At 42.9% G+C, this 12,758-nt stretch carries 11 protein-coding genes and 1 pseudogene; 5 read left to right on the forward strand and 7 right to left on the reverse strand.

Annotation, left to right across the window (positions count from 1 at the left end; translation table 11 throughout):
• Together H6G46_RS09110 and H6G46_RS09115 are read left to right on the forward strand one after the other, a co-directional pair.
• Positions 1-94: pseudogene (locus H6G46_RS09110) on the forward strand (IS5/IS1182 family transposase); the annotation flags it as partial.
• 62 nt (positions 95-156) lie between these two features.
• A complete protein-coding gene (locus H6G46_RS09115; RefSeq protein ID WP_010873962.1) occupies positions 157-594 on the forward strand; it encodes a hypothetical protein in 438 nt (145 codons plus the stop codon).
• A 390-nt stretch (positions 595-984) separates the two neighbouring features.
• Here the strand turns inward: H6G46_RS09115 and H6G46_RS09120 are convergent, their stop codons facing one another.
• The 7 genes from H6G46_RS09120 to H6G46_RS09150 all read right to left on the reverse strand — a co-directional run bounded on the left by H6G46_RS09120 (position 985) and on the right by H6G46_RS09150 (position 9,581).
• A complete protein-coding gene (locus H6G46_RS09120; protein WP_010873961.1) occupies positions 985-2,238 on the reverse strand; it encodes a hypothetical protein in 1,254 nt (417 codons plus the stop codon).
• A gap of 106 nt (positions 2,239-2,344) precedes the next feature.
• Complete coding sequence (locus tag H6G46_RS09125; protein WP_010873960.1) at positions 2,345-2,758, reverse strand: heavy metal-responsive transcriptional regulator; 414 nt, start codon at positions 2,756-2,758, stop codon at positions 2,345-2,347.
• A gap of 229 nt (positions 2,759-2,987) precedes the next feature.
• Positions 2,988-4,346 (reverse strand): APC family permease, encoded by a 1,359-nt coding sequence (locus H6G46_RS09130; protein ID WP_010873959.1) that lies wholly within the window; start codon positions 4,344-4,346, stop codon positions 2,988-2,990.
• A gap of 140 nt (positions 4,347-4,486) precedes the next feature.
• Positions 4,487-4,909, reverse strand: a complete 423-nt coding sequence (locus H6G46_RS09135; RefSeq protein WP_010873958.1) for a hypothetical protein — start codon at positions 4,907-4,909, stop codon at positions 4,487-4,489.
• 209 nt (positions 4,910-5,118) lie between these two features.
• A complete protein-coding gene (locus tag H6G46_RS09140; protein ID WP_010873957.1) occupies positions 5,119-5,583 on the reverse strand; it encodes a CYTH domain-containing protein in 465 nt (154 codons plus the stop codon).
• Positions 5,567-9,325 carry a hydantoinase B/oxoprolinase family protein gene (locus tag H6G46_RS09145; protein WP_010873956.1) on the reverse strand — a complete coding sequence of 1,253 codons (3,759 nt, stop codon included), beginning with the start codon at positions 9,323-9,325 and terminating at the stop codon, positions 5,567-5,569. Before H6G46_RS09145 ends, H6G46_RS09140 begins: the two co-directional genes overlap by 17 nt.
• A gap of 91 nt (positions 9,326-9,416) precedes the next feature.
• Positions 9,417-9,581, reverse strand: a complete 165-nt coding sequence (locus tag H6G46_RS09150; protein WP_014407150.1) for a YqaE/Pmp3 family membrane protein — start codon at positions 9,579-9,581, stop codon at positions 9,417-9,419.
• A gap of 297 nt (positions 9,582-9,878) precedes the next feature.
• Between H6G46_RS09150 and H6G46_RS09155 the strand changes: the two genes are divergently transcribed.
• The 3 genes from H6G46_RS09155 (at position 9,879) to H6G46_RS09165 (ending at position 12,738) form a co-directional block, all read left to right on the forward strand.
• Positions 9,879-10,256: a DUF4189 domain-containing protein gene (locus H6G46_RS09155; protein WP_010873954.1), complete on the forward strand. Its 378-nt coding sequence runs from the start codon at positions 9,879-9,881 to the stop codon at positions 10,254-10,256.
• A 77-nt stretch (positions 10,257-10,333) separates the two neighbouring features.
• Entirely contained in the window at positions 10,334-11,851 is a 1,518-nt protein-coding gene (locus tag H6G46_RS09160; RefSeq protein ID WP_010873953.1) for a protein kinase, read from the forward strand.
• 17 nt (positions 11,852-11,868) lie between these two features.
• On the forward strand, positions 11,869-12,738 hold the full coding sequence (locus tag H6G46_RS09165; protein ID WP_199303669.1) for a D-alanyl-D-alanine carboxypeptidase family protein: 870 nt from the start codon (positions 11,869-11,871) through the stop codon (positions 12,736-12,738).
• The last annotated feature ends 20 nt before the right edge of the window (positions 12,739-12,758 follow it).

Below are 12,758 nucleotides of genomic sequence, written 5' to 3' on the forward strand. Positions count from 1 at the left end.
TCGTTTAAGCAAGGATTATGAATATTTACCTACCACCAGTGAGACCATGCTCTATGTTGCCATGGTTCATCTCATGCTTCAAAGGCTTGCTTAAAACTTTTCAAACACTTTCTTAGACAAAATTTAGACCACTCTCATTTTTTTAGAGGAAATACTATGGATTACAGTCATCGTATTGTTAACCTCTGGACAGTGTTTTTGTTGGCAATGCTGTTTCATACTGATTTGGGATTAATGCCCCTTTTTCATGATTTGAGTGTGGCGGAGTTCCATGGGCAAACTATGGCCGATGTTTCTCCAATTTTTTGGCTGATGTTAATCTTTTTTATACTGCCACTATTTGCTATTATCGTTATTTCTTTTAGTCAGTCCCGCAAAGTACGTCAGGTTCATTTTGGCTTAACTGTAGTATATTCAGTGCTTAACTTAGGGCATTTGATTGCTGATCTTAGCTTAGAAACGATTGTTTGGTACCAAATATTTTTAATGATATTTCTATTTCTGCTGGGATTACTAATTAATGCCGTTTCTTGGCGTTGGTTAAAGACTGTTAAATCAACTCTAGTTCATTCTATGTCTGGCTCTAAAAACTGATCTTACCTGAAAAATATAAGCAACGATTTTTACTTAGAGCTGTAGCTTTTTCTTTAAATATACTTACTAGTTCTACTACAGCTTTTAAGTTAGAGCTTTAATCGCCAACCCAACTCCTACTTATTTTCTCTCTGTCAATTCCAAGGACTACTAGCCCAAATCAAGTTAAATTGTACGTTCAGAGAGTAGGAAAAGCACCGGCAATTCATCCCCTAAATCTAACTGTCCTTCGGGGGGCGCTGGACAAAACCCCTGCTGGAACCCTTTCGTAAATTTGCGCCGATCAAAAGCTATCCGCAAGCAGATTTTTGTTAATCTTCCAACGGATAGCTCTACCCTTAGCTGAGGAAGGGAAAGAAAACTTACTTGCTCCCTGGGAGGGATTTAAAGCTAACTGACGGGTGCCAATTCAACAAATTGGGTTTTAAAGACGTCCTGGGTTCCCAAGACAACTTCCTCAGTACCCGATACAGAAGAGGGCACAGCAATATCGAGATAGATCAAACCATTATGGTTGGAGCTATCAGGAACAATCACCATCCCCCTGGCGCCTGCGACATTGTAACGTTCAGTCCCCGCATCCAAGAAAATCGAAGCCCCCTCTTCAATTTCAAAGGTAATGCGATAGTTTCCTGCATCAGTGAATTTGAACGGTTTACCCGAGACGCCGGAAATAACCTTACCTGATACGGCTAATTCTGAACCAAATGCTGTGCTAGCAGCGTAGTCTTTGGTCCCAATGCCAAGGCCAACCCATTGGTCCCCGTTCCAGTCCAGTCCTGTAACCGGATCATGTTCGAATTTTTGAATGGTTAGGTTCATCACCTGGGACGGTGCATAGACGGTGGCTAAGTCACTGCGATAGATGGGAAGACCACTATCCCCCAGTTGGGTAAAGGCATCATCGGCACTAGCAAAAGTCTGTTGCAACGATGCTGCTGTATAGCGAGTGCCCTGAACTTCGGTCTTGCCTTGACCATCAATTTGTTCCATATGGTAGGCGAGTTGCCCATCATCGGAGATAAGAGGATCCCCAATATCTTTAAATAAAGCCAACTCGATTCGGACAAACTGACCTAGCTCAATCCTGGCAGACTCTAGGGCATCCCCCACGTCAACTTTGTCGATGGCGATCGCCCCTGTTGCTTGTTCGTTATAAGCTTGCCAAGTGTTGCCTTCATTTTTTTGGGCAAACCAGTAATAATCATCACGGGTGCCGGGTACAAAATAAGGATCCGTTAGGGTTAGGCTATTCATGGCTCCCCGTAGAGCTAAAGGCGTAACTCCGGAGGGAAAAATGACAGGGAAGGACAGGTTATTTTCGACTGATTCTTCGCCGTGGCCTTTGCCATCTGGCGGCCCACCACCACCCTTATCGGTTGGCAAACCACCGCCCCGTTTACCTTGGGACGAAATTTGAGTGATCGCCGCCAAATTAGAGGCAGCGTTAGCAGATACACTCCCACCTCGTTGGCCCAGAGTTAAGGTTGGAGTTGTTAGTTCAAGGCTAGATAGAAGAGTTGATTTACTTAGGGTAGGTTTACTTCCTTGTTTATCCGATTTTCCTTGCCCTTGACTGTAGAGATTGTAGAGGATGCCTACATTTTGTTGATCCCCTAACTTACTTGACGAATTAGAAGACATGACAAACCCTCCCTTTCTGGTTTTAATCCCCAGAAAATAGTGTTTTTTGTGGCATTTTTGACAAAGTAGCCAGCAAAGTAGATAAAAGTTCAATCACTCAGAATACCTAAGTCAACTGCTCATTTAACAAACAGCAATTACCGTGTTTACCCCCATTACTAATTCTTTGACAGCAAAGACTGAGAATTTTGGATAGATCATCCTTCATTTTTTCCATTTCTTTGATTCCACTTTCGAGCTGAAGGATTTTGCTCGTGAGCTTATGATAAATTTCGTCGCAAGTCAGGGATTGTTGACTTTGTAAGTGGAGAATGTCGGCAATCTCCTCCAGACTAAACCCCAAATCCTTGGCATGACGAATGAAACTCAGGATCGCCAAATCTTTCTCTTGATAAACCCGATAACCAGATTGGTTGCGCTGGGGATGATCGACTACCCCTATGCGTTCGTAGAAATAGAGAGTCTGCGGATTTAATCCCAGTTTGCGAGCGACCTCGCTGACGGTTAACATAATGCTCACCCTCCCATTTCTTCTCTGTCTCTACTACAATATATTCCCTATACTTAGGTATAAGGTTGTAGGTTGATATAGTTTGTTACAAAAAAAGGACGATTTTCTCCCAGTTTCTTATCAGTAAAGGATAGCTAGAACTCTTCGCAGTGGGTAATGTGGTCAGTTTCGGAGCAATATTCGTAATTTGGCGATCGCCTACCTAACCCCCAGTAATTTTTGTCTTAGTTCTCGACTGTCAGGAGCGGTCAGCCCCTTGGCGAGCAATTATTCCAATGCCTAGAACTATTAGAACGAAGAAAATCAACACTGTATTGAGCAAATCCCCTTGATTTAACCCACTTAAAAAAGCAATAGTAGCAGTTGCTAATAGTAGAATTGTCACACTACCAAGGATTAAAATAGAACGGGAAAGGATACCACGGCGATAGTGATCCCGCAGTAGGGAAATGGAAACAAGACCATAGACCAATAGCAATGCTAAAGTCCCAAAAGTACCACAAACATCGTTAATATCATCGGGTTTTAACCCCATTGCTAGCAGAACCAAAGTACCCAAAATACAAATCCCTAACCCTAAAGTTAAGGAGCCCACCGGAGTGTGGAAAGCAGGATGAATTTTAGTGCTGAATGGAGGAAGAATTTTTTCTTTTCCTAAACTTAAACCAACCCTAGCCAGAGCACTAAATACCCCTAAACTTGCACTCAAAAAACAAACAGAGGCGCTAAAACTAATTACCATCGCCGCCGTCGGAATTTGTAAAAAATCGCCGAGACTAACAAGCGGACTGGCTGAGTTGAGAATATTGCTGGGAGCCGCTTTAAAACCCAGTCCTAAAACATAAGCCCAAACCAAAAATAGTGCCCCTGGCAGCAAAGTAGCAATGCGTAGAGCTTTGGGAATATCTTTGAGGGGATGGAGAGATTCACGTCCTAGGGTAGCTGCACTTTCAAATCCCACAAAACTCAAAAAAGCAATCATTAAGCCCGAACGTACTTGGTTGCCTGTGGCGCTGGTGAGTTGAAATTCTGACAAATCAAATTTAATACTATGGTGGAATAAAATAACACTACATAACCAGAAAATTATAATAATTGAAACACTTTCTAACACCAACATCATTCCATTGGATACTCGCACATCCCGTGACACTAGCCACCAAATTAATCCTCCCAAAACCACAACAAAAAACCACAGAGGCAGTTTGGGTCCGGCCATCCCCATTAGAATTGCAAAACTTTGACTGGCCATGGCCAGCAGTAGTATGCCAAAGCCGCCATAGGCCAGTAAGAGTAACCAGCCCGTTAACCGTGCAAAAGTTACCCCCAAACCTTGCAAAACATAGGTGGCTAAGCCCGCTGTCCCCGCTTCCTGCCTGGCAAAGGTAATCAGCACTTGGGACACTAACAAAATACAAAGACAAGCAATCAGGTAAGTGAGCCAACTACTGTTCCCGGAACTGAGATAGACCTGGGGAATGTTGATCACAGCGGTTATGGTTGGCCCTACAACGGCGATCGCCTGGGTGGTGACCTGAATTAATCCTAAACAGCGATTAAGTTGGGGGACAGAAGAAGAATTAGTCAGTACCGTCATAAATCCCTATCATGAAAATCCAAGCTAATTTCGTACACTTTACCGTGAATCAATCTCTTCTCCGGCAACTTTAATCTGCGATTGAAAAATTTCTGAGCGAATCTCAGATTTCTGGGGGGCGGTGCGATTGCAAATATATTTTACTCGTTGATATTATCTATACCCTCAAATTTCCAACCCGTTTTTGTCCTTTCAAAATAATATTTAATCGGACGATTTTCGCTTGATTCAGGTAGCTGTTTAAAGGTGCAATAAATAGCATAACCCTTTCCCTCTTGCTTCGGTTTAGTCGTTTGAAAACATCTCTTCACATCGGCTTCCATATTCAAAATATCGTCGTAACCTTGCAAAAATTCAGTTTCTGTTTTTATGCTTTCTATTCCAAATGGCATCGAAAGGGGAAATTTTGTCAATCTGGCAACGGTGGATTTGTCACTGTTAACCACTGCAGTTTTGAATTGTTGCCAAAAGGAATTAAAGTCAGTTTCGGCAGAAATGGTCGCAGATAACCAAAAAAAAGTGGCAGAAAAAATTCCCATTAGTAAATAACCATTTTTGAACATGAGTCAACATTCCTTCTATCTACAAAGTTTACAAGTTTCCATAACTAGCCATATTCAGTAAGCTATCGTTTTTTGGTCAATGCAGGGAGGATAAAATAAAGAAAAAAGGTAAAATTGATAAATCATTTAAATTATTTGGTTGGCTATGTTTTGGATTCAAACAAGAAAAAGAGACTTAAAAATCTTATGTTTGTTCATCGTTTAAGCTGTCACCAATTTTTGTAGGGATGTTGAGTCAAATTGACGTTGTAATAGCGAGCATCATCCGTGACTTCTTTCCCAATCCAGGGGGGTAAACTTATTTTTTCGTCAGCTTGGGATAATTCTACTTCCGCCAAAATTAGACCCTGGTTATCCCCCAAAAATTCGTCCACTTCCCAGGTTTTTCCTTGGTAATCGAGGCAATAACGATATTTTTCAATCAGGGGCGGTGAACAAAGTTCAGTCAAAATTTGATTAGCATCCACTGCGGGAATTTCATACTCAAATTCCAAACGGGCCATGCCGGTATTTTTACCCTTAATAGTGAGATAGGCCCGATTGCCAATGGTACGGACTCGAACCGTGGTTAAATCCTTGGTCGCAATGTAACCTTGACGGTACAAATAACCCTGGGCTAAATCCCGCCAGCGGTCATCTTTAACCAGGAATTTACGTTCAATCTCGATGGCCATAACCTCCGCCCCCCGGTGTTTTAATTATTAGGCGATCGCCAGGGGCCACATCCACCTGGGCGCAACTATCTAACCGTACCTTATCCCCAGAACGACGCAGTAACCAATTTTCCCCCACGGCTCCTGCTTCTCCCCCGGCCAACCCAAAGGGTGCCACCCGCCGCCGATTAGCCAAAATAGCTACTGATAGAGGTTGAAGGAACTTAAACTGGCGCACAATGCCGTTGCCACCGGGAAATTTACCTGCGCCACCGCTGTGGGGCCGAATGGCGAATTGTTCCAACAACACCGGGAAACGACTTTCTAAGATTTCTGGATCTGTCAGGCGGGAATTAGTCATGTGGGTTTGCACTGCGTCACAACCAGCAAAACTAGGGCCAGCGCCACTGCCTCCTGCAATGGTTTCATAGTATTGATATTGACCATCTCCAAAGGTGAGGTTATTCATGGTGCCCTGGCTGGCGGCCAAACAACCCAACGCTCCGTATAACGTGTCGGCGATCGCCTGGGAAGTTTCCACATTACCGGCCACCACGGCGGCGGGATATTGGGGATCGAGGAGGCAACCGGGGGGAATAATAATTTTTAACGGTTTGAGGCAACCGGCATTGAGGGGAATGGGGTCCTGTACCAGGGTGCGGAAAACGTACAAAACCACTGCTTGTACCACCGCTTTGGGGGTATTGAAATTATGATCGCCCTGGGGAGAAGTGCCGGAAAAATCGATTATGGCGGTGCCTTGGGAGGCGTTAACGGTGATAGTTACCGCAATGCGAATGCCGTTATCCATTTCTGTGACAAATTGACCGGATTTCAGCTTGGCGATCGCCTTGGTTACTGCTTGTTCGGCATTATTTTGCACATGGGCCATATATTGCTGAACGGTGTTTAAACCATACTGGGCTACCATACTTTCTAAACCCATTATGCCCCGTTGATTGGCGGCAATTTGAGCAGAAAAGTCAGCTAAATTTTGTTCGGGATTGCGAGCTGGATAAATGTTATTAAGCAAATGATTACGAATTGCTTGCGTTTGTAATTCCCCTGCTTTAACTAACAACTCATTGTCAAATAAAATACCTTCTTGGTTAATATTTTGACTGTGGGGAGGCATGGAGCCGGGGGTAATGCCGCCCAAATCTGCTTGGTGGCCCCGGGAAGCAACATAAAACAAAATTTCCTTACCCGCAGAGTCAAACAGGGGCGTTATCACTGTCACATCCGGTAAATGGGTGCCACCGTTGTAGGGATTATTGGAGAGATACACATCCCCCGGTTGCAATTGCTGATGGCGATCGTGCAAAAGAGCTTTGACACTTTCCCCCATGGAACCCAAATGCACAGGAATGTGGGGCGCGTTGGCTACCAAGTCTCCATTGGCATCGAAAATGGCACAGGAAAAATCGAGCCGTTCTTTAATGTTGACTGAGCTAGCGGTGTTTTGCAGCACAATGCCCATTTCTTCGGCAATAAATTGATAAAGGTTTTTGAATATTTCTAGGCGCACTGGATCGACTTGATTCCCACTAATAGTTTCATAACTATCAGTATTTACCTTAACTTCCAATTCCTCTTTGTTATTAATTGAATCAGGAGCAGCTTTTGTTTGATTAACTATTTTTTCCAACACCAAATGGCAAGGTTGGGGTTCCCATGGGGATGCTTGGCCCAACTGGGCTTGCCAACCGAGATCAACTACAATAGTACCAGTCTCTTCCGCAATCATTGCTGGCCCGGTAATTACCTGGTGTGGAGCTAACTGCTGACGTTGGTACACAGGCATGGCATGCCATTGGCGATCGCCATAAAAATCCACCATTTCTAAAGCTTGGGCCGGTTTTACCACTGAAGCTAAACAGGGTTCCGGCGGCAAATCTAGAGGTTGAATATACTCTAAACTAATAGCAGCAATGGTGAGGGGAGTGCCTGTTTGATTAAACCCATAGCGTTGTTGATGTTGTTCTGTAAATTGAGTGATTAAACTGGTTAAATCTGGGCAAAAATCAAGACTTAAGCTAGTGTCAGTTCCTCGATATTTCAAATCAATTTGACGACGTATTTCCGGTGATTTACTAAAATTTTCTGCTTTACCATTGCTGTTGGAACTATTAACAAAAGTTTCAGCTAACTGGGTTTCTAGGGTTTGATAATTGCTTAGTAAGCTCTCTAAATTATCCGCTGTTAAAGGTTGCTCAATGGTCATGGCCCGCAAAGCCCGCTGCTCCGCTAAACCCATGCCATAGGCTGAAAGGACACCGCTGTAGGGATGAAGAAAAATCTTACTAATACCTAGGCGATCGGCCAATCGACAAACTAGCTGACCCCCTGCCCCGCCAAAGCAGCATAGGGTATAGCTTTCCAAGTCGTAGCCCCGTTGTAAACTGATTTTTTTGATGGCATTGGCCATATTTTCTACGGCGATCGCCAGAAAGCCATCCGCCACTTCCTCTGGTATAGGTTTAATTGCAGTGAATTGAGCTATTTGATTTGCCAAATCGATGAATTTTTCCTGAACAATATCAATATCTAAGGGCTGATTTCCTTCTGGGCCAAATACAGGGGGAAAATAGCTTTTTTGCACCCGTCCCACCATGACATTGGCATCGGTTACTGTTAACGGCCCGCCCCGACGGTAACAAGCTGGCCCAGGGTTAGCCCCCGCAGAATCGGGACCTACTTGGTATCTTTGCCCGTCAAAGTGCAAAATGGAACCGCCCCCTGCCGCCACTGTATGAATGGCTAAGCTTGGTACCCGCAGACGTACCCCGGCGATTTCCGTCTCCCATAATCGTTCATAGGTACCGTTAAAATGGGCCACATCGGTGGAAGTGCCCCCCATGTCAAAGGTAATAATGTTGCGAAAGCCTGCCCGCTGGGAGGTTTTGACAGCGCCGACAATGCCCCCCGCTGGGCCAGAAAGAATGCTATCCCGTCCCTGGAAATGACTACCATCCACCAGACCTCCATGGGACTGCATAAACTGTACTGTTATGCCTGGTAATTGTCCTTGCACTTGGTCAACGTAACGCCGCAGTAAAGGGGAAAGATAGGCATCCACAACGGTGGTGTCGCCACGATAAATGTATTTAATTAGGGGGCTAACTTCAGAGGAACGGGAAATTTGAGTAAAGCCAATGTTTTGGGCAATTTCAGTAATAATTAATTCATGGTCAGGATAAAGATAACTGTGCATTAAGGCGATCGCCACACTGCGAATTCCTTGGTCATAGGCCTGTTGTAAATCCTGGTGAATCCTATGCTTATCTAGGGGTTGTAAAATTTCTCCCTGGGCATTAATTCTTTCCATCGCTTCAATGACCGGGCCATAGAGCAAGCTAGGCTTTTTAATCTCCAAGGCAAAAATGTCCGGCCGATTTTGATAGGCGATCGCCAACCCGTCTCGAAATCCTTGGGTCATCACTAAAACTAGGGGATCTCCTTTCTGTTCCAGCAACGCATTGGTGGCTACGGTGGTGCCCATTTTAACCATGCTAACTTTTTCTGGGGCGATGGGTTCGTTGGAAGATAAACCTAAAATAATTCGGATGCCATGGATAACTGCATCGTCATAAAGTTCCGGATTTTCTGATAATAATTTAAATAAAATTACCGTTTCTTTTGTGGGTAGGATAAATACGCTAAATCGCCTATCTTTAGCGGAATGTTGGGCTAATTTTGTATCTTTGGTAATGGCAACAATATCGGTAAAGGTGCCGCCCCGGTCCACAAAAAATTTGGTCATGATTATTTTTATCTTAGGCAATTAATTTCTGCTTAAACATGGCTGGAGTAGACCAAACTTGATCCTCTAGCCATGTTTTTATTGATACTAATTAACGTTCCCTGGCAATGACCCAAATGGCATGGACAAGACCGAGGATATACAAACCAAAAATGGTCAGCAGTAGGTTAATCCAAAAGTCTTTGCCAATACCCACTTGCAGGAAAACCCCCAGGGGCGGCAATAGAATCGCACAAATGATCTTAACAATATCCATTAGTTCACTCCAATATGTCGGGATAATTAGGTTCTTTTGACAGACCAAGGGAAAATGAGCACAGAATTGTCGCACTGACTATGCTATCCCATTGACTAATTTTGGTGAAATTAACTTTAACAGTACTACCAAAATCCAGATAAATTTTCTTCCGTTTTTCCCTTTGCTCCATGGCGATCGCCTAAGGAAAACGGCTTTAACGAAAGTTAATAAAAGAGTCCTGACGGAATGAGATCCTTTTCGTAAAACTAGGGTAATATTCCTATAAGTTTGTCTGTATGAGGCAACGATACGGCTATGAAAATTATCTTCAGTCCCAAAAACGTCCTTTCTATTTCTGGTCTGTCCCTATTGAGCACCTGCTTGGCGGCTTCCCCTGCTTTGGCTGGCTACTCGGCCATCGCCCAGGGAGTAAGGGGTTGGGGTTGGGCCACTGGTTACTCAACTATGGAAAAGGCAAGACAGGCCGCAATCCGTAACTGTCGAGGTAATGGTGGCGGAAGTTGTTCTGTTTCTACAGCAGAAAAAGATGACTGGTACTTTGTCGGTGGTTATTGTGGTGGTATGCCCTATACCGCTGCTTCTAAGCATAACTGGAATGTGGCGGCTGATATTTTAAGAAGGAAAGCCAAAAAAGATGGGAATTACAATTGTCATATTGAAGTTGAAAGATAAGTTTTTTACAGTTCAATTGATTGAATTAAAGTTGAATTTAAGTATTTCAATTTTTTGATTTTAGATAAACAAACAACATGAATGTCCAAGTACTCGACCGTTATGAAATTGTTAAATCCCTTGGTTCAGGAGGATTTGGCGATACTTTTTTAGCCAAAGATACTCAGATACCATCTCAAAAGCTGGTGGTAATAAAACGTCTTAAACCAGCCAATGCAAACAGTAATACCTCCACTGAGTTAATTCAAAAATTGTTTGAAAAAGAAGCTTCAGTGTTAGAAGATTTAGGAGAGCACAACAGTCAAATTCCCAAATTATATAGTTATTTCTCAAACGATAATGAATTTTACTTAGTCCAAGAGTATATTCAAGGAGTTAGCCTAAATGAAATTGCTCCTATTAGTTCAGAACAAGCAAAGACTATTCTTTCTTCTCTTTTAACTACCCTTAAATACATTCATAGCAAAGGAATTATTCACCGAGATATTAAGCCAGAAAATATTATTTTGCGGGACAGTGATCACTTACCCGTTCTGATTGATTTTGGTGCTGTTAAGGAAACTATGGGGGCTGTTACTTTAGGCTCAGGTTCTACTGTTAGCTCTGTAGTTATTGGCACTAGGGGATTTATGGCTCCTGAACAAAGTTCGGGACGTTCTGTTTTCAGCACCGATCTTTATGCTTTAGGACTGACTATTATTTACACTCTTACCAAGAAGTTGCCAGTTGAATTTTCTAGCGACCAGCAAACAGGCCAATTAGACTGGCAAAGTCATGTATCTAAAATCGATTCTGTCTTGGCTAAAGTAATCAATAAAGCCATAGAAATGGAGCCTAGTCGTCGTTATTCCAGTGCCGAAGCAATGTATCAGGCTCTACACTCCTTAATTAGTTCTGGGGCTGAGCCAGCACTTCCAATGGAAACTGTTCGAGTTGCACCTAGTAATGAATTTTTAGTCACGAGAAGTTCCACCAAAACGGCTGAAACTGTTGTTAAGCCCGTCGGTAACTCTCATAATAACTACTCGAACAACAATGGAAAATCAAAAATTGCAACGCTGTTAACTGTTCTTATTGGGATTATTGTGGTCACTGCTGGTTTAGGAGGTGGGTTTATAATTACTCAACAAATTAAAGAAGCTGAAGCTAGGGCGGCTCAAGCTGAAAAAGAAAAACAGGAAGCAGAGCAAAAACGAATAGAAGCAGAGCAAAAAATTGCCGAGAATGAAAAACGTCAAAGGGAATTAGAACAAAAACGAGTAGAAGAAGAACGTCAAAGACTAGCTGCTGAGGCCGAACGAGCTAAGCAAGAAAGGCAGCGTTTAGCCGCAGAAAGACAGAGAGTTCAAGTTTTAGCAAATCAGGCAAAGGCTATGGCCAGCGGTGCTAGCGCAACTATTGGAGGAATTCCTGGATCTAAAAATATTCGCTCTGGTCCGGGAACAGATTATGGCGTTATTACTCAAGGCTATACAGGTGAGGGTTTAGACATCTTAGATAGTAGTACTGATTCCAGTGGCCATGTTTGGTATAAAGTTTATCACTATGGTTCAGGATCAACGGGGTGGATTGCCAGTCAATTAGTAAACTTTTAGACTTGATTCTAAGGAAAATGCTAAAATTTTTAAAAAATAACTTTCAATTGGTAAACTTTTTTGTTGCCGCTCTGTTAGTGGGAATGTTGTATGGTTGGTGGTACTTACCTAATGCTAAACAATTATCTATTAACGAAACTAGTGGCATTCATAATCAAGAAAAAATTCCATCTCCCCCCCCCCTTGAAGATAGAGAGCTTTCCTCTCTTCCGGTTCCCACTCCGACTCCAACTAATCTCGAACCATTAATAACTGAAGTCCCCGAAATCCAGACTAGCCCCCTATTGCCAGGACTTCCACCAGATTATGAACAATTATCCCCGCTAGCAGAACAGCAAGGATCAAGAGAAGTTCCCAACAATATTGCGGTTAAAACTAATTTAGGTCATTATTCTTTCCCTGAAAATAGCCAGCAAAGATTAGTAAAAGTAGGTGAATATTACGGCCGCAGTGAATCTTTAGATCAAGAAGCAGCCACTGCTTTTAAAAAGATGCAAGCTGATGCTCAAGTTCAAGGAGTAAGATTAACTATTATTTCTGGATTTCGTTCTATTGCCTCTCAGGATGCTTTATTTCAAAATCAAATTAAAAGAAAAGGTGGTAAAGAAGCAGCGGCAAGGTTTAGTGCCCCTCCCGGACACAGTGAACACCACACTGGCTATGCTTTAGATATAGGAGATGGTGCTAATCCAGCAAATGATTTAAAAATAAATTTTGAAAATACATCTGCTTATCAATGGTTAGCTAGAAATGCTAATCAGTATGGTTTTGAACTTTCATTTCCTCCTAACAATAGTCAAGGAGTAAGTTATGAACCATGGCATTGGCGTTATGTTGCTTCACCAAGAGCAAGTCAAATTTTCATGGTGGCTCGAAGTGGTATTTGATGTCTATAATTTACAGTTTT

It is taken from the genome of Synechocystis sp. FACHB-908 (genome assembly GCF_014698595.1).
In the GTDB taxonomy this organism is placed as follows: domain Bacteria; phylum Cyanobacteriota; class Cyanobacteriia; order Cyanobacteriales; family Microcystaceae; genus Synechocystis.